The organism is Aquibacillus kalidii, from assembly GCF_014280935.1.
Lineage (GTDB): Bacteria > Bacillota > Bacilli > Bacillales > Amphibacillaceae > Aquibacillus_D > Aquibacillus_D kalidii.
Genome location: NZ_JACLZI010000027.1, coordinates 56,179 through 80,479, shown reverse-complemented (window position 1 = coordinate 80,479; position 24,301 = coordinate 56,179). Strand labels below are relative to the sequence as shown.

The following is a 24,301-nucleotide window of genomic DNA, read 5'->3' as shown; positions in this document are numbered from 1 at the left end:
GGCTTACCCCTATTGTATGCTAATTTATGGTGGATGATAGGGTTTTCAGGATGTGACGTTTGTCACTGCCTGAATAATTTGATTGTGGTAATCTAATAAAATTATTTATTAGGAAGTGGCTAGAAGAAAATAGGTGCTTTCACAAAACTTATTAATACCTTGTTTCTACCAGACCACTGTTTTATGCACATACATATCGGGAGTTAATGTATGGAACCATTCATTTATAGAAAAAAGCGGGTGACGAATAACAATGCAACCATACGATCAAATGATGACCCGTCAACGAAAATGGATGTTCTATCTTCTAGCAATACTAGTACTTGGAGCTGGTTTTACAGACTACCCTCGTATTTTCCTCGGACTCCTCCTTGGAGCTGTATTAAGCTTTTATAACTTATGGCTTATGCAAAGGAAAATTAAGCAATTCGGACAAGCGATTGTTGAGAAACGCTCCGCAAGAGGAATTGGTACGTTTACGCGATTAGCATCTGCAGCACTAGCTGTATTAATCGCCCTTCGGTTTGAGGAATATTTCCATATTATAGCTGTAGTTTTGGGATTAATGACAACTTATGTTGTGATTATGATAGATTTTGTCTTTTTTAAATCAAGATACTTACATAGGGAAGAGAGGTGAAGCAATTGGATCACGAAGCACCGCTTAAACATGATCTCTTTGGTATTTCATGGCTTGACTTTAATCTATCCACTGTATTAATGATATTTGTTACATGCGTTATTGTCTTTATTATCTGTGTGTTAGGAAGCAGAAAACTCCAAATGAAACCAACAGGATTTCAGAACTTTATGGAATGGATAGTTGATTTCGTTAAAGGCATTATCGGCGATACCATGGATTGGAAAACAGGTAAAGTATTTTTACCACTAGGTCTTACATTACTAGTATTCATCTTTGTAAGTAATATCCTTGGTGTTATAACCGTAGGGGTATGGGGACATACATTATGGTGGAAATCACCTACCTCTGATGCAACCGTAACGCTTACGTTATCAGCATTGGTTATTATTCTATCTAACTTTTATGGGATAAAAGTAAAAGGCTTTAAAGGATATGGGAAAGAATTCTTTAAACCAGTATCATTTATGTTCCCACTAAAGGTGATTGAGGAGTTCGCTAATACATTAACATTAGGTTTGCGTCTCTTTGGTAATATTTTTGCTGGTGAAATTTTGCTAGGATTGATAACAAAATTAGCATTTTCATTCACCGCTGTAACGTTCATACCAGCATTGATTCCAATGATGGCATGGCAAGGATTTAGTTTGTTCATTGGAGCAATCCAAGCGTTTATTTTTACAATGTTAACGATGGTTTACATATCTCATAAAGTGAGTTCAGACCATTAACATAATTTTTTAAAATAAAAACAGGTATATATTCTAAAGGAGGATTTTTTATTATGGGAGCTTTAGCAGCCGCAATAGCAGTAGGATTAGCCGCACTTGGTGCAGGTTTAGGGAACGGAATGATCGTAAGTCGTACAGTTGAAGGTATTGCACGTCAACCAGAACTACAAGGGCCACTTCAAACAACAATGTTTATCGGGGTAGCACTAGTAGAGGCGATTCCTATTTTCGCCGTTGTAATTGCATTTATGGTTATGTAATTTAATTAAATTCTAATGATGATGGCGAAGTTCGTCTAAGACAACCTTCGCCATTCCTTTATGCTTTACCGCTGTAACAGAGTTGTGTCAGTGAAATAAATAGGTCGCTGAAAGGAGTGAAATACTGTGCAAGCATATGCAGGTTGGCTAGTTATCGGGGCTGGAGTTGGTGGCTTCCGTGTTGGAGATATGGCTTTCGCACTCATTAGCTTTCTAATTCTAATGGTCCTATTGAAGAAGTATGCATGGGGACCATTGATGAACAAGATGGAAGAGCGTGAAAATTATATTGCAAGTGAAATAGATACTGCAGAAAAGAATCGAAAAGAGGCTGAAAAAGCATCTCGTGAAGCTGCAGAACAATTAAAACAAACACGCCAAGAAGCGCAGAGTATTATAGATGAGGCTAAAAAGGCTGGACAAAAACAAGAACAAGATATTCTTGAAGCTGCCCGTTTAGCAGCAGAACGTCTTAAAAAGTCTGCTCAAGAAGATATTGAACAAGAAAAAGAAAAAGCAATTAAGGCGCTTCAAGACCAAGTTGCTACTTTGTCTGTTCAAATTGCTACGAAAGTAATTGAAAAAGAGATAAATGCACAGGATCAAGATAAATTGATTTCCGATTATCTTAAAGAGGTAGGAGAAGAGCGATGAGTAGTAATTTAGTCGTATCAAAGCGCTATGCAGAAGCTCTTTTTCAAATCGGTAAAGAAAAGTCGAAATTAGATCATATGGAACCTGAACTTCAAATCGTGAAGGAAGTTTTCCAAAACAATGAAGAATTCACAACCTTTTTGAAACATCCAAAAATCAATGTGGATAAAAAGAAACAGCTGATTAAAGAAGTGTTTAAAGACTTCTCTTCTGATGTAGTTAACACCCTCTATCTTTTAGTAGATAGACATATAGAAGAAGCTGTTCCATCTATCGTTGATCATTTTGTGAAGTTAGTGAATGATGCTAAAGGAATTGCAGAAGCAAAGGTATATTCTGTACGTGAGTTATCTGATCAGGAAAAAGAACAGTTGACTAACGTGTTCTCGGAAAAACTAAATTTAAAAGCATTGAATATCGTTAATATTGTCGATTCCAGCCTAATTGGTGGCGTTAAACTAAAAATCGGTAACACAATTTACGATGGTTCAGTAAAAGCTAAGTTAGAAAGATTCGAACGGAATATAGCAACTGCAAATTAATGATGATAGGGGTGAAATGGCATGAGCATTAAAGCTGAAGAAATCAGTGCGCTGATCAAACAGCAAATTGAAAATTATCAATCTGACATAGAAGTGAACGATGTTGGTACAGTTATCGAAATTGGTGACGGTATCGCGCGTGCACATGGTCTAGACAACGTAATGTCTGGAGAGCTTGTTGAATTTTCTAATGGTGTCATGGGTATGGCACAGAACTTAGAAGAAAGTAACGTTGGTATCGTTATTTTAGGACCATACACAGAAATTCGTGAAGGTGACGAAGTTCGTCGTACAGGTCGTATTATGGAAGTGCCAGTTGGGGAGGAGCTTCTTGGAAGAGTAGTAAACCCACTTGGCCAAGCAATCGATGGAAAAGGCGCAATTGAAACTACTAAACGTCGTCCTATCGAAGCAGCTGCACCAGGTGTAATGGATCGTAAATCCGTACACGAACCACTTCAAACAGGTATTAAAGCGATTGATGCCCTTGTGCCAATCGGACGTGGACAACGTGAACTTATTATCGGTGACCGTCAAACAGGTAAAACAACTGTTGCAATCGACTCTATCTTGAACCAAAAAGATCAAGATATGATCTGTATCTATGTAGCTATCGGTCAAAAGGAATCAACTGTACGTGGAACAGTAGAAACTCTACGTAAACACGGCGCACTTGATTATACAATCGTAGTAGCTGCAGGTGCATCTGAACCTGCTCCATTATTATACTTAGCACCATATGCTGGGGTTGCAATGGGTGAAGAATTTATGTACAACGGCAAGCACGTGTTAGTTGTATATGATGATTTATCAAAACAAGCAGCAGCATATCGTGAACTATCCCTATTATTAAAACGCCCACCAGGTCGTGAAGCATTCCCAGGGGATGTATTCTACTTACACTCCCGTTTATTAGAGCGTGCGGCTAAACTTAGTGATGCAAAAGGTGGAGGTTCTTTAACAGCACTTCCATTCGTTGAAACACAAGCAGGGGACATCTCAGCTTATATTCCAACAAACGTAATCTCTATTACAGACGGACAAATCTTCTTACAATCAGACTTGTTCTTCTCAGGCGTACGTCCTGCGATTAACCCAGGTCTTTCTGTATCACGTGTAGGTGGTTCTGCACAAATTAAAGCGATGAAAAAAGTAGCAGGTACATTACGTCTGGATCTAGCTTCTTATCGTGAATTAGAATCATTTGCACAATTCGGTTCAGACCTTGATAAAGCAACACAAGCTAAACTAAACCGTGGTGCTCGTACTGTTGAAGTACTTAAGCAAGGTTTACACAAACCATTAGTAGTCGAAAAACAAGTAATGGTTATTTATTCACTTGTTAATGGTTATTTAGATGATATTCCAGTAGAAGATATTACACGTTTTGAATCTGAATTCCTTGATTGGATGGATAAAAATAAAGCGGACATTCTTAAATCAATCCGTGAAACAGGTAATCTAGCTGAAGCAGCAGAAATGAACAGTGCTGTAGAAGAATTCAAAAAACAATTCGTAGTATCTAACTAATGATAGAAATAAGATCGTCAACCTTTGAAGAAAGGGCGGTGAAATACAGTGGCATCTCTAAGAGATATACAAACGAGGATAACTTCAACGAAAAAAACAAAACAAATTACAAAAGCAATGCAAATGGTATCAGCTTCTAAACTAAATAGAGCAGAGCAGAATGCAAAGTCTTTTGTACCTTATAGCGAGAAAATTCAAGAAGTTGTGGCTGGGATTGCTGGTAGTGGGCAAGATGCTACTCATCCAATGTTAGAGTCAAGAGAAGTTAAGAAAACAGCTTACTTCGTTATTACTTCTGACAGAGGCCTTGCGGGTGCATATAACAGTAGTATCTTAAGGACAGTTTACCGAACTATCCAGGAACGCCATCACTCCAAGGATGAATATACGGTTATTGCAGTAGGACGAGTAGGACGTGACTTCTTTAAGAAACGTGACATACCAATTTCCAACGAAGTAATCGGGTTATCCGATCAGCCAAACTTTGCTGACATAAGCGATTTAACATCGCAAACAGTTCAAATGTACATCGATGGAGAGATCGATGAATTATACGTTTACTTCAGCCATTATGTTAGTGCTATATCTCAAGAAGTTACATCGAAAAAATTGTTGCCATTAACCAATATTTCGAATGGTGCTGAGAGCAAATCAAACGGCAGTATGTATGAATTTGAGCCGAATCAGCAGGAAATATTGAATGTCTTATTGCCACAATATGCAGAAAGCCTAATTTACGGTTCATTATTAGACAGTAAAGCAAGTGAGCATGCCTCTCGTATGACGGCAATGCAAAGTGCTACAGATAATGCCAACGATCTAATTAGTGATCTTTCTTTGCAATATAACCGTGCAAGACAAGCAGCAATCACGCAAGAAATTACCGAAATTGTTAGTGGTGCAGCAGCTCAAGAATAATTTCGAATAATATACCGTTAACATCTAAGTACTTGATTTAATCTTGGACGAGGATGAAAGTAAGTTAGGAGGGAAATCGATGAGCAAAGGACGCGTTACGCAAATCATGGGACCGGTTGTCGACGTAAAGTTTGAAAGTGGACACCTTCCAGAAATCTATAACGCATTAAAGGTCCAAACTGCAGGTGATAACGAAGAGCTTACATTAGAAGTAGCTCTACACCTCGGTGACGATAGTGTCCGTACAATCGCGATGTCATCAACTGAAGGTGTACAACGTGGTTCGGCAGTAACAGATACAGGTGCAGCTATTTCCGTACCTGTAGGTGATGTGACTTTAGGACGTGTGTTTAACGTATTAGGTGAAAAAATTGACTTAGATGAAGATCTTGCAAAGGATATCCGTCGTGATCCAATCCACCGTCAATCACCTGATTTTGAAAACCTAGCAACCGAAACTGAAATTCTTGAAACAGGAATTAAAGTTGTTGATTTACTTGCTCCTTATATCAAGGGTGGTAAAATCGGTTTATTTGGTGGTGCTGGTGTAGGTAAAACAGTACTTATCCAGGAGCTTATCAATAACATCGCACAAGAACACGGTGGTATTTCCGTATTCGCAGGTGTTGGTGAACGTACTCGTGAAGGAAACGACCTTTACTACGAAATGAAAGACTCAGGCGTTATCACAAAAACTGCCATGGTATTCGGTCAGATGAACGAACCACCAGGTGCACGTATGCGTGTGGCGTTAACTGGTCTTACAATGGCGGAATACTTCCGTGATGAACAAGGACAAGACGTATTACTATTTATCGATAACATTTTCCGTTTCACACAAGCAGGTTCAGAGGTATCAGCCCTACTTGGCCGTATGCCATCTGCCGTTGGTTACCAACCAACACTTGCTACTGAAATGGGTCAATTACAAGAGCGTATTACGTCAACTAACAAAGGTTCTGTTACATCTATCCAAGCGATTTATGTACCTGCCGATGACTACACTGACCCGGCACCGGCTACAACCTTCGCTCACTTAGATGCGACTACTAACCTTGACCGTAAACTATCTGAGCAAGGTATTTACCCTGCCGTAGATCCATTAGCATCTACGTCTCGTGCCCTTGACCCTGAGGTTGTTGGAGAAGAACACTATAACGTAGCGCGTGAAGTACAACAAACACTTCAACGCTATAAAGAACTTCAAGATATCATCGCTATCTTAGGTATGGATGAGCTTTCTGATGAAGATAAATTGACTGTTGCACGTGCTCGTCGTATTCAGTTCTTCTTATCTCAGAACTTCCACGTAGCTGAACAGTTTACTGGTCAACAAGGTTCTTATGTTCCTGTTAAAGAAACAGTAAAAGGTTTCCGAGAAATCCTAGATGGTAAGCACGATGATCTTCCAGAAGATGCATTCCGTCTAGTAGGACGCATCGAAGAAGTAGTTGAAAAAGCAAAACAAATGGCATAGTTTAAGATGCGGAGGCGACTGTACAGGTCCGACTGGATAAGCAAGGCCCGCGGAAAGGCTGTGATCTTTCAGCCTTGGAGAGGGAATTGCTTATCCACGAGGACCTAGGAGCCGAAGCTCGATTGAATCAGAAAGCTCCATGGGCTCGATCTTATGCGTATCGCATCAAGCCCATGGAGCTAGACTGAAATAGGAAGCGGAGACGACCGGTTAGGGTCGACTGGATAAGCAAGCTCGCGTAAAGGCTGTGATCTTTCAGCCTTGGAGAGGGATTGCTTATCTCAGCGAGGCCCTGGGAGTCGGAGCTGGACTGAAATAGGAAGCGGAGACGACCGGTTAGGGTCGATTGGTAAGCAAGATAACCAAGACCCTGACCAATTCCTTAGCCATAAATTACTTCGTAAGTGACCAAATTGATAGAACACAAGTGATGTTGTATATAACAACTACTTGATTCCAGCCCAAGGAGGGGTTTCAATGAAAACACTAACTGTGAGTGTTGTCACTCCTGATGGCCCTGTTCTGGAAGATACATTTGAAATGGTGAGTTGTAAGGCGGAAAATGGAGAATTAGGTATTCTACCTGGCCATATTCCTCTCGTTGCTCCATTATCAATCAGTGCTGTGCGTTTAAAAGGAGAAAATCCTCAAAAGATTGCGGTAAGTGGTGGTTTTTTAGAAGTACGCCCAGATAAAGTTACCATTCTTGCTCAATCAGCTGAAAAACCTGGTGATATTGATGTGGAACGCGCACGTAAAGCAAAAGAGCGCGCTGAGAGACGCCTTCAAGCCAAACAAGATGATATTGATTTCAGAAGGGCAGAATATGCACTTAAACGTGCACTTAATCGCCTAGATGTAGTAGGAAATAGGTAATAAAAACGAGGAGGTCCCAAACAATGGGTGGAGACTTTCTCGTTTTTTGTTACGATAAATTCTCCATTCATATAATTGCAAAGTGATTTGCCTAATTTGTCGATATTTCCCCGGAAATATCGAATCACTTTTATAAAGTGAATACCCTCAAAAACAAAACCTACTACAATTGACTTTTTATACGTAACATGTCAAAGTTTATAACGTGCGAATAAAGAAAGGCGTGAATAGAATGTTGCAAACACTAGCACAGGATGCATTACTCAGTATCTTCTCTCATATACTTTTTATAATCATTACATGGAGAGCAATACAGTCCGTTAATTTTGATGCGCTAATTCATAAGTCACGTGTATTTGAAGCTAGAGTACTGATTATTTTAGTGACAATTGTAATTGGAACAACCGTTAGTAAATTTTTCTTAGAGTTAATTCAATGGGGCCAACAGTTAATATATCTCTTTTAATTCCTTCTTTAGAATAATGAGATAGTTACAAAAAATGTAGTGATATCGTCACCCCTACGTTTTCCATTGCAAAAACTCGCTAAAAGGTGCTAAGGATATCTTTTTGTGAACGATGGAAAATACTCCTCTTAGTACCTTTTAAGCATGCAATAGTAATCAATACGGAAAGCCCCTTGATAAAATGTCAAACATTGACGAGAATCAATCAGTATACATCCACCATCTCCTGACCATAATGAGGATAATAATAAATTAGGGAGCTGGATTAAGATGAAAAAGATAAGGTTGATTCTCGTTGTGTCCGTTATGATAACTATTATATTTTCTTTTACAACATTAACTAGTGCGTCGTCCTCAGAACCACTAAAAGAAGTGAGCGACATTACTAATCTATTAAATGAACAAAATCTAGATTTAGAGAATTGGCAAGTAATTGTTAAAGAAAAAGTAGATGCCAAAAGTGTAGATGAAGTTAAGAAGCAGATTGAAAAGTCTTATCCTAACCATTCGTTTCAAACAAAACAAATGGAAGAGGCAACAAAATATATCCTGAGCACTCAAAAAAAGGACAAGATTAACGAAAGTTTTATATTGGTAGTTCCTTTTGAAAAGGATTATGCAGTGGAAGTAATTTACACCATCTCAGGAGACTTGTGGAATGAAAAGATTAATAAACGTTACTCTAGAAAGCTTGAGGAAATGACGAATACTATATTTACTCAAAATTTGACAAAATTCTCTTGTGTACAGACGTCTCCTAGTGGTAATATAAGTAGTGTTTATTTGTTAAATAATTTACAAAAAAACTTGAATGTTCAAACACTAGATAATATAAAAGAAGACGATTTTACAGTCCTATCTGGAACCACGCCACTCTGGGAGTCTGCCATCCCTACTTCGGACGGAGCTATGAACGTGCAAATGGCTGCTCGAGAAGGATTGGGCGGAAAAACAACCATTACAATAGGAACACCTATCATAACTACTGAATATTAATATTAGTGAATAATTGGACTAAGAAGGAGAATGAACCTTGGAAAAAATCATCGTCCGTGGTGGGAGGCAGCTGACTGGCACTGTTAAAGTGGAAGGTGCTAAGAATGCCGTACTGCCTGTCATCGCAGCAAGTATAATTGCAAGTGAAGGAAAGAGTGTTCTTTACGAAGTACCAGCCCTTGCTGATGTGTATACGATTAAAGAAGTATTAAGTAATATGAATGCTGATGTTAGCTTTGCAAATAATACAGTTACTGTCGATGCATCACAACCACTAACTACGGAGGCTCCGTTTGAATATGTTAGAAAAATGCGGGCATCTGTTTTAGTACTCGGTCCACTACTTGCTCGCTATGGTCATGCAAAAGTGGCAATGCCTGGTGGGTGTGCAATTGGATCTAGACCAATTGATCTTCACCTAAAAGGTTTCGAGGCAATGGGTGCAAAAGTTCATGTAGGTAACGGATTTGTTGAGGTGCATGCGGAAGGTCGTTTAAAGGGTGCTAAGATTTATTTAGACGTTCCTAGTGTAGGTGCTACAGAGAATATCATGATGGCTGCTGCACTAGCAGATGGCAAAACAGTAATTGAAAATTGCGCAAAAGAACCAGAGATAGTAGACCTAGCAAATTTCTTGAATAAAATGGGTGCAAAGGTTATTGGTGCAGGTACAGAAACAATTAAAATTCAAGGTGTTGATCGTTTGCATGGTGTAGAACATACGATCATACCTGACCGCATTGAAGCTGGAACATTCATGACTGCAGCTGCCATTACTGGCGGTAACGTTTTAGTCAAAGGAGCAGAGCTTGAGCATATGCGCTCACTCGTATCCAAAATGGAAGAAATGGGTGTTAAAATCATTGAAGAAGCTGATGGACTAAGGGTAATTGGACCTAAACGTTTGAAAGCAACTGATATTAAAACATTGCCACACCCAGGTTTCCCAACAGATATGCAGTCACAGATGATGGCACTAATGCTAAATGCACATGGCACTAGTGTCATTACCGAGACAGTATTTGAGAACAGATTTATGCACGTAGAAGAATTTCGTCGTATGAACGCAAAGTTAAAAATTGAAGGCCGCAGTGTCATTGTAGAAGGTCCTGTTCAACTACAAGGTGCTGAGGTTTCAGCAACAGATTTAAGAGCAGGGGCAGCACTAATTTTAGCTGGTTTAACTGCAGAAGGCTATACTCGTGTTACAGAGTTAAAGCACATTGATCGTGGTTATGTCGATCTTGCTGAGAAGCTAGCACAATTAGGTGCAGATATTGAGCGTGTTTCAGATGAAGAGGATGTAATTAATTATAAACAAAATCAGCAATCTTCTGCCTACTGATTAGTAGGGTATGAGAGCAGACTACAGAAATGTGGTCTGCTTTCTTTTTTTGATATAAAATAATATAGCAATTGTCATGTGCAGTTATAACTTCAAAGTTCTTTTTCCACTTTCAAAGCTTTCTACCTTCACATACTTTTTCTATATGTGCTTAAGACTCAATATATACATATACCTCATTCGCAAATATAAACAGCAAGAGAAGGTATAAATATACCACTAACCCCATAAGCTTCCTTCCGCTTTAATGGATGCCAGGTGCCTGTATCGATAAATTATCAAGTCAACAACATAATATGAAAAGTTTTAACGTATGATTAAGCAAATAGCCAAGAATTAATAACTTTTTCTTTTTTTATGTAAGAATGGTTGCTTAACCATATGGGAAGGGTTAGCTAAGTCCAATCTTGAAAAAGTCACTATGCTTGTCTATCTAATATATCTTTTGCTAAAAATTTAGTTCTATTGTATTTCTATTTGAATAGAATTATTAATAGAGAAGGGCCTAGTGGTAGGCTTGGACAAAATTAACTAGATTGCAAATGAAAGGGAGGCCGCATATGGAAAAATGGAAACACAAACTACCGAAAAATAAATGGAAACAAAATCAAACAAGTAATAAGTGGAGAAAGCCAACCCTATTCATCGTGTTAGGATTATTTTCCATCATCTTGGTGATTCCAACAGTCATTGTTTTGCCATATATTCAGGGGGGAGAAGCTGAGAACAAATCAGTTGATGTCGAAGCAAAGGCACAGGAGGTAGTCTTACAGGAAAATGATTCTCCTTTTTCTGTAAGTGTATATCGTTCTGAATCCAAAAAAGTGGAGTCAGTCCCGTTAGAGGAATATGTAGTCCGCGTAGTTGCTTCTGAGATGCCAGCTGATTTTGAACTAGAGGCATTAAAAGCACAAGCGCTGGCAGCCAGAACCTATGTTGTTAATTTCCTAATGGCACAAGAAAACAGTGCACAGCCAAATGAGATACCTGGTGATGCTGATCTTACAGATACTGTACAACACCAAGTATATAAAAGTGATGATGAGTTGCGTCAGCAGTGGGGAACGGATTATAACTGGAAGGTGAACAAGATTAAACAGGCCGTTGCTGCAACGATGGGTGAAATCGTTACATATAATGACCAACCAATTACACCAGCATTTTTCTCGACAAGTAATGGTTATACCGAGGATTCAGAAAATTATTGGCCAAATGAGTTACCGTATTTAAGAAGTGTAGCAAGTCCATGGGATGAAAAAATCTCCCCAAAATTTTTAGATCAGAAAATTTTAACTGTCGCGGATGTGGAAAAGGCACTTGGTATCGATATTAAGCAGGATGCTGCTACTTTTAAGACTACTCGAACAGAAAGTAATCGGGTTGCTACTATCACGATGGGTGGTAAAGAAATATCTGGGCGTGACGTAAGAGAGAAATTAAATCTTCGTTCAACAGATTTTGAAGTGACACAGAAGAAAGATCATCTCGTGTTTACCACGAAAGGTTATGGACATGGTGTTGGAATGAGCCAATATGGAGCGAATGGAATGGCGAAAGAAGGCAAGACATATAAAGACATCGTTACCTATTATTACAAAGGTGCAGAGGTAAGTGAAATCAATACAACAGCACCTAAATTAGCTGCTAGAAAATAATAAAAAGAGGTACCTAAACTACTTAGTTTAGGTACCTCTTTTTATTGGAAATATTGGTAATTCGGGATTTACAGTATAATTTAACCCGTTTGTCGAAAAATAAGTAGAAAAAATTTATGGATTAATGTATATAAGTTCCTCTTTCTGATCAGAATGATTGCTGAGGTGATGATCAATGGAGGAAAATAAGAACGTTTCAAAAAATGGTTGGAGACGTGTCTTCGGTAAGAGATGGTTTTTCCCAGCAGTTTACTTAACAATGGCTGCGTTGTTGTTAACAGGTGTATTATGGTATCAAAATCTGGATAATCAGGTACCACAGGCTAGTGATGAAACAGAACAGGATCTTGATCTATCTGGTCAAAGCATGAAGGATTTCGAACAGGATGCTGCTGAGGTTGTAAATCAACAAGAAGTAATTAAAATGCCAGTAGCAGAAGATTTGCAAACAGAAATCGTAACTAAATTCTTTGACTACGATGCAGATAGTGCAGACCAAGAAAAAGCACTTGTTCTATATGACAATAAATACTATCAAAGCAACGGATTAGATATTGCATCAGCAGATGATAAGGCATTTGATGTCATGGCTTCACTAAGCGGTACAGTAACAGAAGTGAAAGAAGACCCGATTCTGGGTAATGTAGTAAAATTACAACATGAAAATGACTTAGAAACGTATTATGCTAGTTTAGGTGAAGTAATGGTAGACCAAGGTGCAAAAGTAAAACAAGGTGATACAATTGGTACAGCTGGCCGTAATATTTATGGTCAAGCAAGCGGAACACATGTACACTTTGAATTACGTAAAGCTGGAGAGCCAGTAAATCCAGAAAGCTACTTTAACCAACCATTAAACGATGTAAAAGCTCCGAAACAAGAAAGTGCAGATGAAAAAGCAAAGCAAGAAGATGAAAAATCTTCAACTGAAAGTAATGCAACTGAAGAAAAATCAACAGAAGAGAAGTCAACTGAGAAAGAAGCAAAGCAAAAAGACAGCATGAAGGAAGACCAAACATCAGGCACGAGTACTGATAAGGACGATGCAGAAGAAGATGACAGTACTGACAAAGAACAACCAGAAGAGGACAACACGACTAACCAAACAGAATCTTCTGCAGCAATGGCAAATGCTTAAACATAACTTACTAGAAAAGTCTTGGGATTAAATCCTAAGACTTTTTTTAAATGGCTTGCTACGTCAATCATCCTATTGAGAATTTTAACAGTAAGGTTACCACTAATCAATCAACGAATGGAAGAGTTAGTATCTGTTTTGTCAATTAACTACATTCTCTTCTAAAATAGGCTAATGAGAATAGTCATCAAAAAGGCAAAGCTGTCGAAGCCTTGAAGTAAATGTCGAGCAATAATAGGTGTATTTGGGTTGAATATTAAATTAGATGTGAAATAATATTAATTATATTAATATTTAACTAAATGATAGGAAAGGAGGGGAAGCTTTGACGGGATTTGATTCAACTAAGTCTAGTATTTTAAAGGAATATCAAAACTATAATCCACAGCTTAATCTCAATCAGTTTATAACGATGGTAAGCATAGACAATGATGAAAAAGCTGCAGCAGATCTTGCTAAACAATTTTGTTTACAAACGGAATCCGCCATTGATATGAGGATCGGAATGGAATACCTCTATCTAAATGGATTTTATACAGAGCTAGATTTTCTCATCATTAAAAATAAGCAAAGTGAAAACCCTATCAATCGTAAATGGGGTGCTGTTTATGAGTTAATGGTAGCAAGAAGAAACTACAATCGACCTGCCCAAACCATTTTACATCATGCACAAGAAATAAAGACAAGCTTACCGGAGTTGAAATGTCTACTTATTTTTCTAAAAATATCATTAGACTATTCTGGATATAAATATGATAGTTTAGGGTATTATTTAGATGAAATTAATGATTTGATCATGGAAGTGGAAAACCCATTGCTTGCCTCCCTCTTTCGTGTCCGCTTAAATACACTGTTGTTCATCTACTATTGGAAGCGTAACGAACTCATTTTGGCTAGGAAGCATGCCTATCAAGCGATAAATCAAACATTTAATGTAGAGCGAAAAGTACAACTTCATATTAATTTAGCCTTAAGCTACATTTATGAAGATTATCATTCAAGTGTTTACCACCTTGATGAAGCGTTGAAATCGGCTGAACTATTTGACAAAAGTCAGTTGATCTCGGTTATTAAAAATCGGAATTATCCATTTATATGTGCACACTTTGGGGAAGTGGAAGGATTGAAAACAAAGGACCTCAGTGAGCAAGCACATATTGAAATAGCAAGAGGTAATTTAAAAGAAGCACAAAGGATTTTGGAAAGAGTAAACCAAGATACACCTTTCCACAAATATTACATGGGACTAGCAACAGGAAATGAACAGTTCTTGTTTAGTTCTTATAATGAATTTATAGAAAAACGGAGTGACCATTTTTTTGCAAGACTTCCACTCCAAAAAATAAAAAGGAAAGCGTACTAGTTGAAAAAGTTAAATTTAAGGGAGGACAAAGCCATGAAAATGCGGTTGCTAATACTAGTTATGTTGTTCTTAATTACTTTATCTAGTTACACTTCTCGTGATATTCAAGCCAGTCAAGGTGATGAGGTGGATTCTATCCTAATTCAAGAGCCGATTTATGAAAAAGGAGATATTACTACCTACCAACATGATCCTGATTATGGTGATGTAGGATAAATACATAATGAATTGTGAAAAGGCATGACTCTAACTTTAAATTACTGTACAAGTGATGGATATTAGTTAGAGTGATGCTTTTTTTATTTGAGAATATTCCTCTCAAAATGAACACTTGTCCATATTATTTGTAAAGGAATTAGACAGTACATTTTTTATTTTTAATCATATTCCATCCTAAATGCTAATAAGATGTTAGAAACCGAACATGATTCGTCTAAGGTGAGAGTGTGTGGGGCTTTTATATCAATGAATAAAGCAAACAAATACCTTTTTATCTTACATAAGACGAGTATGAAATAACCACAATCTCCAACCTCTTGTCTCATTTCACACCTTGGACATACAACTTAGGGAGGCGAGTGGTGTGCACGATTACATCAAAGATAGAACGATCAGGATAGGAAAGTATATCGTGGAATCAAGAAAAACCGTACGAGTCATCGCAAAGGAATTTGGTGTGTCAAAAAGTACTGTTCATAAGGATTTAACTGAGAGGTTACCAGAAATCAACCCTGAATTAGCAAATGAAGTCAAAACAATTTTGGACCATCACAAGGCGATTAGGCACTTACGTGGTGGAGAAGCAACCAAGCTGAAATATAAACTTAATTCTGCTGGAGAAATCGAAATAGAAGAGGAAACACCGATAAAACCTGTTAGTTAATGCAAGGATCCTCCAACTGCCAAAATATTTCCAACTCTTATTTATTAATAACTATAACTAAATAATAAATTTTATGATATTATATATACTAGAAGCATAGTGTTCACGAACGGATACGAAGCAACTAAATTAGGCAGGGAGGATCAAACCTTATGTTTTCTAGGGATATTGGAATAGATCTTGGAACGGCAAATGTACTTATACATGTAAAAGGAAAAGGAATTGTACTTAATGAACCCTCTGTAGTAGCGATGGATCGCACTACTGGTCGTGTTCTCGAAGTAGGAGAAGAGGCCCGTCGTATGGTGGGGCGTACTCCTGGAAACATAGAAGCTATTCGTCCATTAAAAGATGGTGTTATTGCTGACTTTGATGTTACGGAAGCAATGTTAAAATACTTTATCAATAAAATAAATGTACGAGGATTTTTATCCAAACCTAGAATGCTAATATGCTGCCCGACTAATATAACAAAGGTAGAACAAAAAGCAATCAAAGAAGCTGCGGAGAAATCCGGTGGAAAGAAAGTTTATTTAGAAGAAGAACCTAAAGTTGCTGCGATTGGCGCTGGAATGGATATTTTCCAACCAAGCGGTAATATGGTTGTAGATATTGGTGGAGGAACGACGGATGTAGCCGTTCTTTCAATGGGCGACATCGTAACAGCCCAGTCAATTAAAATGGCTGGTGACAAGTTCGATGCTGAAATATTAAATTATGTTAAACGTAAATATAAATTACTTATCGGGGAAAGAACTGCGGAAGATATTAAACTGAATGTTGCAACTGTATTTCAAGGGTCACGTGATGAAGAAATAGATATTCGTGGACGAGATATGGTAACAGGCTTACCACGCACGATTACAATTCGTTCTGGTGAAGTGGAAGAAGCACTTAGAGAATCAATTGCGCTTATCGTTCAGGCTGCAAAAACAGTTTTAGAACAAACACCGCCAGAGTTATCAGCTGATATAATTGATCGTGGTGTTATTTTAACAGGTGGTGGGGCTTTGCTTCACGGTTTAGACCAACTACTTGCAGAAGAATTAAAAGTACCTGTTTTATTAGCGGAAGAGCCGATGAACTGTGTAGCAAAAGGGACAGGCATCATGCTTGAAAACATTGATAAAATTGAAAGAAGACGGAATATCGTTTAATAAATAAATATTTTGTGACTTAGATGCGAAAATTGTAGGAAAACATCATTTTTTCAAAGTTAAAGACTGAAGTGGAGAGGGGAAACGAACTTGTTAAGAGGTTTTTATACCGCAACATCAGGAATGATAGCACAACAGAGACGACAAGAAGCTTTATCAAATAACGTTGCCAACGCCTTAACACCAGGTTATAAGCAGGACCAAGCCACATTAAAGGCTTTCCCGGAAATGTTGATTGAGCGTATGGAAAATAAGACCTTTCCTCCTAGAAGAGAAACTACTATTCCTATGCGAACAAGAGTAGGTGCGCTCAATACAGGTGTCTATGTACAGGAAACGATTCCAGATTTTGCACAAGGAGCTTTAAAGAATACTGGGATTTCAACAGACATGGCACTGGTAAATGGCGTTTTGCCTGACGATAATGGAAGTTTATTTTTCACTGTTCAAAACGCTGAAGGTGAAACTCGATATACTAGAAACGGTAACTTTACTGTAGATGGACAAGGCTTGCTCGTAAGTAACCAAGGCTATTACGTGTTAGATCAGACCGGTAATCCGATTAGTACGGATGGGCAGGAATTCAATGTTACAGCAGAAGGTTCCGTACAAGTAGGAAATCAAGCAACACAGCTAGGAATTGCTTATAGTGCTAATGCTAATCAATTAGTTAAAGAAGGCGAAGGACTGTTCAGAGCTGAGGATGGACAAGTATTAGAAAATGCTCGAACAAACCAAGGTGTAACATTCTCGGTTCAGCAGAACTACTTGGAAAACTCTAATGTTGATACAGCTCAAACGATGACCGATATGATGCAAGCCTATCGCATGTTTGAAGCAAACCAAAAGGTAATCCAAGCATATGACCAAAGTTTAGATAAAGCAGTTAATGAAATAGGACGACTAAGGTAGGGGGATTAATCAATGAGCCGTATGTCTATACAAGCAGCAGTCACCATGGGCCAATTACAGAATAAGCTTGATATCATCGGAAACAACATGTCCAACGTAGGCACAACTGGATATAAAAGTCAGCAAGCAGACTTTTCATCGTTGTTATTTCAGCAGATTGATAACTTAAAAGATCCTGCTAATGCCGAAGGTCGCCTAACTCCAGATGGTATCCGTATTGGTACAGGAGCTAAACTAGGAACTGTCAGTCGCGATCTAGCACAAGGGGCGTTAACGTCAACTGGACGAGCTCTTGATGTTGCATTAGTGAATTCAAATCAATTATTTCAAATCAGTGTAACAGAAAATGGAATTAATGAAACACAGTTTACCCGTTCAGGTAACTTTTATTTAAGTCCAAATGGAGATGGTCAGGTTACTCTAACCACTTCTGATGGTAATCCGGTTATCGGAGAAAACGGTCCAATCATGTTTGCGGATGGATTTGAATCCATTTCTATTACAAGCAATGGATTAATTCAAACTACGAGAAATGGAAACCAGCAAGTGGAGGACCAATTGTCAATTGTAGAGGCAGTTCGTCCGAGAATGTTGGAATCTGTAGGTAATAATAACTTCCGCTTACCTCAAGTAGCTCAAACAGAGTTTAATGCAAATGAGATCATTCAACAGGTTGTAGATAATGCGTTAGAAGTCAAGAGCGGTTCGCTAGAGAGCTCTAATGTTGACTTATCTAAGCAAATGTCAGAGCTGTTGTTAACTCAACGCGCTTACCAAATGAATGCGAGATCTATTTCAATGAACGATCAAATGTCAGGATTAATTAATCAATTGCGTTAACACGAATCTTTAATGTAAGGAGTCGCCAAACATGCCTAGTATGCAAACACAATCGGGAGAGAAGGTACAATCTAACCCGAAAAGTCGAAAAGATATGCGTCAACTACAAAAACAAGAACAACAGTTAGATCGTGAACAAAATAAGGAAGACAAACAAAGTAAGAAAAATCGTCGTGCAGAGAAGCGCTTAGGTAGAAAGCTTCGCCGTCGAATATTACCTATTTGGTTACGGTTGGTGATCATTTTTGTTCTTTGTTTTGCAGCGTTGATTGTTGGACTAATGGTTGGGTATGGAATACTTGGTGGTGGATCTGCATTAGATGCATTAAACTTGGATACGTGGCGACATATAGTTGATATTGTAACGAGTGATGGTTTAAACAGCTAGCCCTTAATGGGTTAGCTGTTTTTGTTAATATCTATACGTGTATTTGGTATAATGAATGAAGTCTATACATAGGAAGGGAGCAAGATAAAATGGATGTACAACAAATTAAAGAGGTAATACCTCACCGCTATCCGTTTTTGTTGGTGGATGAAGTTACGGAATTAGAAGAAACAAGAGTTGTCGGCAAAAAAAATGTAACAATAAATGAACCATTCTTCCAAGGACACTTTCCTGATTACCCTGTAATGCCTGGTGTATTAATTGTGGAAGCACTAGCACAGGTTGGGGCTGTAGCGATTCTTAGTAAAGAAGGAAACAAAGGTAAGATCGGCTTTTTGGCGGGCATTGATAAATGTCGCTTCAAGCGCCAGGTAAAGCCAGGCGACCAGTTAAAGTTAGAAGTTGAAATAATTAAAGTAAAAGGTCCAATTGGTAAAGGAAAAGCAGTAGCAACAGTTGATGGCGAGCTTGCTTGTGAAGCAGAAATTACTTTTGCTGTTAAATAATTGTGGGAAGTGCATGATCACGTGGTGGTCATGTGCTTTTTATTGGGTGAAGTTTTCCTATTGTGGAGGAATGTATCAAGAGTTTTTGATATGTGCCACTTAACTAAATATATGCCCCCTAAAATTAGAGATATGTGCCACTTTTCCAGCCTTATGTGCCAAACCACAACATTTATGTGCCAAGATAACGTACTTATGTGCCACCACCACACCTCACCCAAAACAATTGCATCCAAAAATATACTAATTCCACGAATAATTTATCCCAAAATGAAGAATTATAAACAAGACTGTTTACTGAACAGGGTAAATTAGTCATGCTTGGGAGACAAAACCGGATTAAGAGCAGTTCAAGCCGCTGCTAAAGATCAAACTGTCAACACAAACCATCATTAGTAATTACTTGAACCGCATCTTATGCTCGAATTATTTTCGAGAACAGGGAAAGCTAATATAGAAACAAATTTTAAGGAGGAATTCACCGATGGATAAAAAATGGTTATTAAAACTTGGTGCACCTGCCCTTGCAGTTTCTTTAATGACTGGTTGTGCTGAGAATGACGACGAGCAAAACCCACCACCAGAAGAAGAGGCTCCAGCTGATGAGATTCAAGAAGAGATGGATGATGCTGGTAACAATGGTGAAGGTCTTGGAGAGAATGTAGAAGAAAACCTTGACGATGCGGGCGATGAAATCCAAGATGAAGCAAATGATTTAACAGACGGTGAAAACGGTGAACAGGGTACTAACGGCGACGACGCTACTGGAGAAAATCCAGAAGGTACTTCAGAACAAGAGCAAGATGCAACAAATGAAGATACAATGGAGAAAGAAGAAGAGGAGTAATCTTATCCTTTCTCTAAAAAAGGGAACTCTTGTCATAGCACAAGGGTTCCCTTTTCCATTTCATATCATTTCATTGTATACTAAATAGCAGTGAAACCTTTCACTTTATTGAATCGTAGTAGTAAAGCATGGCAAGAATAGAAATAGATTATCAAAATATACATAGGAAAAAATTTATTGGGGGATAGGATACATGAAAAAATTGTATTTGTTACCACTAGCAATCCTGTTGTTTCTAGTGGCTTGTACGGAGGAAAATGAAAAAAGTGAAAAACCAGCAGATCAAGTAACACCTGTCGAGGTTGAAGATGTGACAAAAGAAGATTTGGTCATTGAGAAGCAGTTCTATGGAAGAAGCTTACCTGAATCAACAACACCAGTTATGCTACCGGTAGCTGGCGAACTAGACACATTAGAAGTTACAAAAGGGGACCAGGTGGAAGAAGGAGAAATCCTTGCTAAGATCCAAAGAGCGGATGGAAGAGGGACGTTTACTATTGAAGCTCCCACTGAGGGTGTCATTACAACTATTAATGGTGCAGAAGGTAGTGTCGTTTCAAACACTGAACCATTTGCCATTATTGCTAATTTGAATGAAATTTTAATTCAAGTGCAAGTAACTGCTGAAAATTTAGATTTGTTTGAAGGGAAAGAAGAGGCAACAGTGCAATTCGCGAATATAGAAGGTGAATTTACTGCAAACATTAATTACGTAGCATCCGTTGCAGGAGAAACAGGTCTCTATCCAGTGGAACTAACACTACCCAATTCAGATGGAAAAATTAAACCAGGAATGACGGCAGAAATTAAAGTTCCTGAAAATGTTGTGAAAGATACCTTATTAATTCCAACTAGTGCATTGGTGGAAGATGATGAGGAATCCTTCGTTTATGTGGTGAAAGATGACAAGGTATCCAAAGTGGCGGTTAAGCCAATTGAAATGCAAACTGATTTAACAGCAGTAGAAGGAGAAATATCAGAGGGTGATCAAGTTGTAGTAAGTGGGCAGCTTACTCTTACAGATGGCAGTAAAATTAGCATCATGGAGGAGGAGAGTAAGTGAAGCTAGTAGAAACATCCGTCAAACGACCAGTTGGAGTCATTATGATCGTATTATCGATCATTGCACTAGGTTTTATTTCCGTTCGGAGTTTAGCCATCGACCTCTTCCCGGAAATTGATCTACCAATAGCGGTTGTCGCAACCAGTTATCCTGATGCAGCACCACAAGAGGTAGAAAAGCAAGTAAGTGTACCAATTGAATCAGCTCTAAGCTCGATTGAGGGTGTGGAGACGATTCAATCGCAATCACAATCAGGTTCATCACTTGTTATTTTAATGTTTAATACAGGTGTTGATTTAGATAACGCACTCCTTGAAGTTCGGGAAAGTGTCGATCAAGTTAAAGGTATGTTACCAGAAACAGCGCAAGACCCGAGTGTATTACGTTTTAATCCAAATCAAATGCCGATAATGTGGGTTGGACTAACTGGTGAAGATACGGTTAAGTTACAAGCACTTGCTGAGGAAAAGGTCGTTCCTTATTTTGAACGTCAAGGTGGCGTAGCATCTGTAACAGTCGAAGGTGGTAAGGAACGTGTCATTGAACTCGAGTTGGATCGAGCTAAATTAGCTCAGTATGGATTGAATCCGCAGATAATCATGCAAGCGTTGAGTGGTGCCAATCAATCTGCTTCAGCTGGTACGATTGCCAAAGGGGATAAAGAACTGCAAATTAGAATCAATGGCGACTACAAATCAGTAGAAGATATAAGCGAAACTATTCTAACAACGCCACAAGGAGCTACTATTCATGTGGAAGATGTAGCAACCGTTAAGGATACATACGATGAAAAAGGAACTTCATTGGTAAATGGAAAACCTTCTGTAGTTCTATCTGTTATGAAGCAATCAGATGGAAACACAGTTGAAGTTTCAGATAATATCATTAATGCAATTGATGAGCTAAAAGGGGAGCTACCAGCCGACGTTGAGATGGATGTTGTGGTAGATACGTCAACCTTTATTAAATCTTCCATTTCATCTGTTATTCAAAATATGGTTGTTGGAGGCGTATTTGCACTATTAATCCTCCTGTTATTTTTAAAAAGTATTCGCGCAACGATTGTGGTTGGGATCTCGATTCCGATTGCAATTATCGCTACATTTACCTTGCTTTATTTTACAGGAGAAACCTTAAACGTATTAACAATGGGTGGCCTTGCATTAGGGCTTGGAATGATGGTCGACAGTTCGATTGTTATTTTAGAAAATATCGTAGCCTACAGGCAGCGCGGATTTAGCATGGTCGAATCAGCGAAAAAGGGTGCCTCTGAATTAGCGCCAGCTGTTATCGCATCAACTACAACAACACTAGTCGTATTTTTGCCGATTGTTTTTGTTGAAGGAATTGCATCAGAGCTATTCACACCACTCGCTCTTACAGTGGCATTTTCGCTTATTGCGTCGCTAGTAGTGTCTATTACGTTAATTCCAATGCTATCGTCAAAATTGTTATCGAAAGCAATGGAGGATAACGGGAGAAGGTATTGGTTTGACCAGCTACTTAACAAGTTTAATGGTGGATATGAAAGAGTACTGAAAAAGGTATTAAAATTTAGAAAAACGACAATCTTTGGTACGTTGATCTTAATTATAGCTAGCCTGTTCTTGATCCCGTTCATTGGTACAGAGTTTATTCCTCAAGGAGATCAAGGGCAAATAAGTATTACAGTAGAAACACCAGTTGGAACGAAAAAGGAAAAGACGGAAGAAGTAGCGCAACAAGTTAATCAGAAGCTTGAAGCATATGAAGATGTCATTGATATGAACTATGTCACCATTAGTGGTGGCAGTGCCGAAGCAGCTGTGATGGGTGGCGGCTCTAATCAGGTTTCCTATACATTGCAACTTGTCGCACAAGAAGATCGTAACGGAACGACCGAGCAAATAATGCAAGACATTAACGACGATTTGAAAACAATCGTTGGTGCTGAAATTACTGTAAGTGCAATGGGTGCAGGTGCAATGGGGTCAGGTAACCCAGTGCAAATTCAAGTTAATGGTTCTGATCATGATGTGTTACGTGAATTAGCTGATCAAGTAATCTATACGATTTCTCAAGTGGATGGCATTTATAACCCAACGTCTTCTGTGTCAGAAACTCGTCCTGAGATGAACGTGCTAGTTGATCGTGAAGTAGCAGCACAATATGGATTAACCTATCAGGATGTAATGAGCCAAGTTCAGCTTGGTTTCACGGGTCAAACAGTTATGCAATATCGTGAGAACGGCGACGATATGAATGTAAGACTGCAATATCCTGAAGGGGAACGAACAACAATTAGTGATCTTGAAAATATGGTGATTCAAACACAGCAAGGTACGATGATTCCCTTATCAACTATTGCTGACTTTGAACAAATACAAAGCCCAGCAAATCTTGCTAGAGAGAACCAACAAAGGCAAGTGAATGTAACATCAGATATTATGAACAGAGACCTTGGGAGTGTGACAACAGATGTAAAAGCAGCATTAGATAACATGCATTTCCCAGAGGGATATAATTTTACGATCGGTGGCGAAGCAGAAGACATGGCAGAAGCATTTGCCGATTTAGCGGTCGCACTTGTCTTGTCAATATTCCTTGTTTACGCGGTAATGGCTGTTCAGTTTGAAAATTTCTTATTCCCACTAATTATTATGTTCTCAATGCCTGCAACCGTAATCGGGGTATTGGGAGGATTATTCATTACAGGGAAGCCGCTGAGTATTACGGCCTTCATTGGGGTCATCATGCTCGCCGGTATAGTTGTTAATAATGCGATTGTACTCGTCGACTACATCAATATTGTAAGGGAGCGCGGTGCAAGTCGATATGAAGCAATCCTAGAGGCCGGAGTCAGCAGAATGCGTCCAATTCTAATGACAACCCTAACAACGATTCTAGGTATGGTCCCATTAGCACTTGGATGGGGAGAAGGAGCGGAAACACAACAACCACTAGCGATTACAGTTATTTTTGGATTGGGTGTATCTAGCTTGTTTACCTTATTATTGATTCCTGTGGTATATACTTACTTTGATGATTTGTCGGTTAAGATTAAAGGGTTGTTTGGCAGGAAGAAAGCTAAAACAGAGGAAATGTGATTTGTAAAAAAGCACTCCAAAATAATTG

General features: G+C 38.6%; 25 protein-coding genes. All 25 read left to right on the top strand.

The window, feature by feature from the left end; genetic code table 11:
* The first annotated feature begins 253 nt into the window (after positions 1-253).
* The 25 genes from H7K77_RS04935 (at position 254) to H7K77_RS04815 (ending at position 24,273) form a co-directional block, all read left to right on the top strand.
* Entirely contained in the window at positions 254-640 is a 387-nt protein-coding gene (locus H7K77_RS04935; protein WP_186576612.1) for an ATP synthase subunit I, read from the top strand.
* Between the two features lie 5 nt (positions 641-645).
* Positions 646-1,371 (top strand): F0F1 ATP synthase subunit A, encoded by a 726-nt coding sequence (atpB, locus tag H7K77_RS04930; protein WP_186576611.1) that lies wholly within the window; start codon positions 646-648, stop codon positions 1,369-1,371.
* A 53-nt stretch (positions 1,372-1,424) separates the two neighbouring features.
* Complete coding sequence (gene atpE, locus H7K77_RS04925; protein ID WP_186576610.1) at positions 1,425-1,631, top strand: F0F1 ATP synthase subunit C; 207 nt, start codon at positions 1,425-1,427, stop codon at positions 1,629-1,631.
* Between the two features lie 126 nt (positions 1,632-1,757).
* Positions 1,758-2,285 (top strand): F0F1 ATP synthase subunit B, encoded by a 528-nt coding sequence (gene atpF / locus H7K77_RS04920; protein WP_186576609.1) that lies wholly within the window; start codon positions 1,758-1,760, stop codon positions 2,283-2,285.
* Positions 2,282-2,827: a F0F1 ATP synthase subunit delta gene (locus H7K77_RS04915; protein WP_186576608.1), complete on the top strand. Its 546-nt coding sequence runs from the start codon at positions 2,282-2,284 to the stop codon at positions 2,825-2,827. Before atpF ends, H7K77_RS04915 begins: the two co-directional genes overlap by 4 nt.
* Positions 2,828-2,848: 21 nt before the next feature.
* Positions 2,849-4,357, top strand: coding sequence for a F0F1 ATP synthase subunit alpha (gene atpA / locus H7K77_RS04910; protein WP_186576607.1), 1,509 nt, complete (start codon positions 2,849-2,851; stop codon positions 4,355-4,357).
* A 48-nt stretch (positions 4,358-4,405) separates the two neighbouring features.
* A complete protein-coding gene (locus H7K77_RS04905; protein WP_186576606.1) occupies positions 4,406-5,275 on the top strand; it encodes a F0F1 ATP synthase subunit gamma in 870 nt (289 codons plus the stop codon).
* 79 nt (positions 5,276-5,354) lie between these two features.
* Entirely contained in the window at positions 5,355-6,752 is a 1,398-nt protein-coding gene (gene atpD, locus H7K77_RS04900) for a F0F1 ATP synthase subunit beta (RefSeq protein ID WP_186576605.1), read from the top strand.
* A 477-nt stretch (positions 6,753-7,229) separates the two neighbouring features.
* Positions 7,230-7,628, top strand: a complete 399-nt coding sequence (locus tag H7K77_RS04895) for a F0F1 ATP synthase subunit epsilon (protein ID WP_186576604.1) — start codon at positions 7,230-7,232, stop codon at positions 7,626-7,628.
* Positions 7,629-7,860: 232 nt separating this feature from the next.
* On the top strand, positions 7,861-8,094 hold the full coding sequence (locus H7K77_RS04890; RefSeq protein WP_186576603.1) for a DUF1146 family protein: 234 nt from the start codon (positions 7,861-7,863) through the stop codon (positions 8,092-8,094).
* Between the two features lie 270 nt (positions 8,095-8,364).
* A complete protein-coding gene (locus H7K77_RS04885) occupies positions 8,365-9,090 on the top strand; it encodes a YwmB family TATA-box binding protein (protein WP_186576602.1) in 726 nt (241 codons plus the stop codon).
* A 37-nt stretch (positions 9,091-9,127) separates the two neighbouring features.
* Positions 9,128-10,435, top strand: a complete 1,308-nt coding sequence (gene murA / locus H7K77_RS04880; RefSeq protein WP_186576601.1) for a UDP-N-acetylglucosamine 1-carboxyvinyltransferase — start codon at positions 9,128-9,130, stop codon at positions 10,433-10,435.
* A 560-nt stretch (positions 10,436-10,995) separates the two neighbouring features.
* Positions 10,996-12,090, top strand: a complete 1,095-nt coding sequence (gene spoIID / locus H7K77_RS04875; protein WP_235988835.1) for a stage II sporulation protein D — start codon at positions 10,996-10,998, stop codon at positions 12,088-12,090.
* Positions 12,091-12,265: 175 nt separating this feature from the next.
* A complete protein-coding gene (locus tag H7K77_RS04870; RefSeq protein ID WP_186576599.1) occupies positions 12,266-13,228 on the top strand; it encodes a M23 family metallopeptidase in 963 nt (320 codons plus the stop codon).
* Positions 13,229-13,553: 325 nt separating this feature from the next.
* Positions 13,554-14,591, top strand: coding sequence for an AimR family lysis-lysogeny pheromone receptor (locus tag H7K77_RS04865; RefSeq protein ID WP_222599220.1), 1,038 nt, complete (start codon positions 13,554-13,556; stop codon positions 14,589-14,591).
* Positions 14,592-14,624: 33 nt separating this feature from the next.
* Positions 14,625-14,807 (top strand): hypothetical protein, encoded by a 183-nt coding sequence (locus H7K77_RS04860; protein WP_186576598.1) that lies wholly within the window; start codon positions 14,625-14,627, stop codon positions 14,805-14,807.
* Between the two features lie 367 nt (positions 14,808-15,174).
* Entirely contained in the window at positions 15,175-15,474 is a 300-nt protein-coding gene (gene spoIIID, locus H7K77_RS04855; protein WP_186576597.1) for a sporulation transcriptional regulator SpoIIID, read from the top strand.
* A 152-nt stretch (positions 15,475-15,626) separates the two neighbouring features.
* On the top strand, positions 15,627-16,631 hold the full coding sequence (gene mreB / locus H7K77_RS04850) for a rod shape-determining protein (RefSeq protein WP_186576596.1): 1,005 nt from the start codon (positions 15,627-15,629) through the stop codon (positions 16,629-16,631).
* A gap of 90 nt (positions 16,632-16,721) precedes the next feature.
* Positions 16,722-17,543 (top strand): flagellar hook-basal body protein, encoded by an 822-nt coding sequence (locus tag H7K77_RS04845; protein ID WP_186576595.1) that lies wholly within the window; start codon positions 16,722-16,724, stop codon positions 17,541-17,543.
* Between the two features lie 12 nt (positions 17,544-17,555).
* A complete protein-coding gene (locus H7K77_RS04840; protein WP_186576594.1) occupies positions 17,556-18,383 on the top strand; it encodes a flagellar hook-basal body protein in 828 nt (275 codons plus the stop codon).
* Between the two features lie 31 nt (positions 18,384-18,414).
* The gene (locus tag H7K77_RS04835) at positions 18,415-18,771 is read left to right on the top strand and encodes a DNA-directed RNA polymerase subunit beta (RefSeq protein WP_235988834.1); all 357 of its coding nucleotides are present in this window, start codon (positions 18,415-18,417) and stop codon (positions 18,769-18,771) included.
* 89 nt (positions 18,772-18,860) lie between these two features.
* On the top strand, positions 18,861-19,277 hold the full coding sequence (gene fabZ / locus H7K77_RS04830; RefSeq protein ID WP_186576593.1) for a 3-hydroxyacyl-ACP dehydratase FabZ: 417 nt from the start codon (positions 18,861-18,863) through the stop codon (positions 19,275-19,277).
* 484 nt (positions 19,278-19,761) lie between these two features.
* Complete coding sequence (locus H7K77_RS04825) at positions 19,762-20,124, top strand: hypothetical protein (protein ID WP_186576592.1); 363 nt, start codon at positions 19,762-19,764, stop codon at positions 20,122-20,124.
* Positions 20,125-20,317: 193 nt separating this feature from the next.
* Positions 20,318-21,187 (top strand): efflux RND transporter periplasmic adaptor subunit, encoded by an 870-nt coding sequence (locus tag H7K77_RS04820; RefSeq protein WP_186576591.1) that lies wholly within the window; start codon positions 20,318-20,320, stop codon positions 21,185-21,187.
* A complete protein-coding gene (locus H7K77_RS04815; protein WP_186576590.1) occupies positions 21,184-24,273 on the top strand; it encodes an efflux RND transporter permease subunit in 3,090 nt (1,029 codons plus the stop codon). The genes H7K77_RS04820 and H7K77_RS04815 overlap by 4 nt, the downstream gene beginning before the upstream one ends.
* The last annotated feature ends 28 nt before the right edge of the window (positions 24,274-24,301 follow it).

Bases quoted from the DNA above. Each gene is read 5' to 3' on its own strand.
- H7K77_RS04935 (WP_186576612.1), top strand. From the start codon at position 254: ATGCAACCATACGATCAAATGATGACCCGTCAACGAAAATGGATGTTC.
- atpE (WP_186576610.1), top strand. From the start codon at position 1,425: ATGGGAGCTTTAGCAGCCGCAATAGCAGTAGGATTAGCCGCACTTGGT.
- H7K77_RS04915 (WP_186576608.1), top strand. From the start codon at position 2,282: ATGAGTAGTAATTTAGTCGTATCAAAGCGCTATGCAGAAGCTCTTTTT.
- atpA (WP_186576607.1), top strand. From the start codon at position 2,849: ATGAGCATTAAAGCTGAAGAAATCAGTGCGCTGATCAAACAGCAAATT.
- atpD (WP_186576605.1), top strand. From the start codon at position 5,355: ATGAGCAAAGGACGCGTTACGCAAATCATGGGACCGGTTGTCGACGTA.
- H7K77_RS04895 (WP_186576604.1), top strand. From the start codon at position 7,230: ATGAAAACACTAACTGTGAGTGTTGTCACTCCTGATGGCCCTGTTCTG.
- H7K77_RS04890 (WP_186576603.1), top strand. From the start codon at position 7,861: ATGTTGCAAACACTAGCACAGGATGCATTACTCAGTATCTTCTCTCAT.
- H7K77_RS04885 (WP_186576602.1), top strand. From the start codon at position 8,365: ATGAAAAAGATAAGGTTGATTCTCGTTGTGTCCGTTATGATAACTATT.
- spoIID (WP_235988835.1), top strand. From the start codon at position 10,996: ATGGAAAAATGGAAACACAAACTACCGAAAAATAAATGGAAACAAAAT.
- H7K77_RS04870 (WP_186576599.1), top strand. From the start codon at position 12,266: ATGGAGGAAAATAAGAACGTTTCAAAAAATGGTTGGAGACGTGTCTTC.
- H7K77_RS04860 (WP_186576598.1), top strand. From the start codon at position 14,625: ATGAAAATGCGGTTGCTAATACTAGTTATGTTGTTCTTAATTACTTTA.
- mreB (WP_186576596.1), top strand. From the start codon at position 15,627: ATGTTTTCTAGGGATATTGGAATAGATCTTGGAACGGCAAATGTACTT.
- H7K77_RS04840 (WP_186576594.1), top strand. From the start codon at position 17,556: ATGAGCCGTATGTCTATACAAGCAGCAGTCACCATGGGCCAATTACAG.
- H7K77_RS04835 (WP_235988834.1), top strand. From the start codon at position 18,415: ATGCCTAGTATGCAAACACAATCGGGAGAGAAGGTACAATCTAACCCG.
- fabZ (WP_186576593.1), top strand. From the start codon at position 18,861: ATGGATGTACAACAAATTAAAGAGGTAATACCTCACCGCTATCCGTTT.
- H7K77_RS04825 (WP_186576592.1), top strand. From the start codon at position 19,762: ATGGATAAAAAATGGTTATTAAAACTTGGTGCACCTGCCCTTGCAGTT.
- H7K77_RS04820 (WP_186576591.1), top strand. From the start codon at position 20,318: ATGAAAAAATTGTATTTGTTACCACTAGCAATCCTGTTGTTTCTAGTG.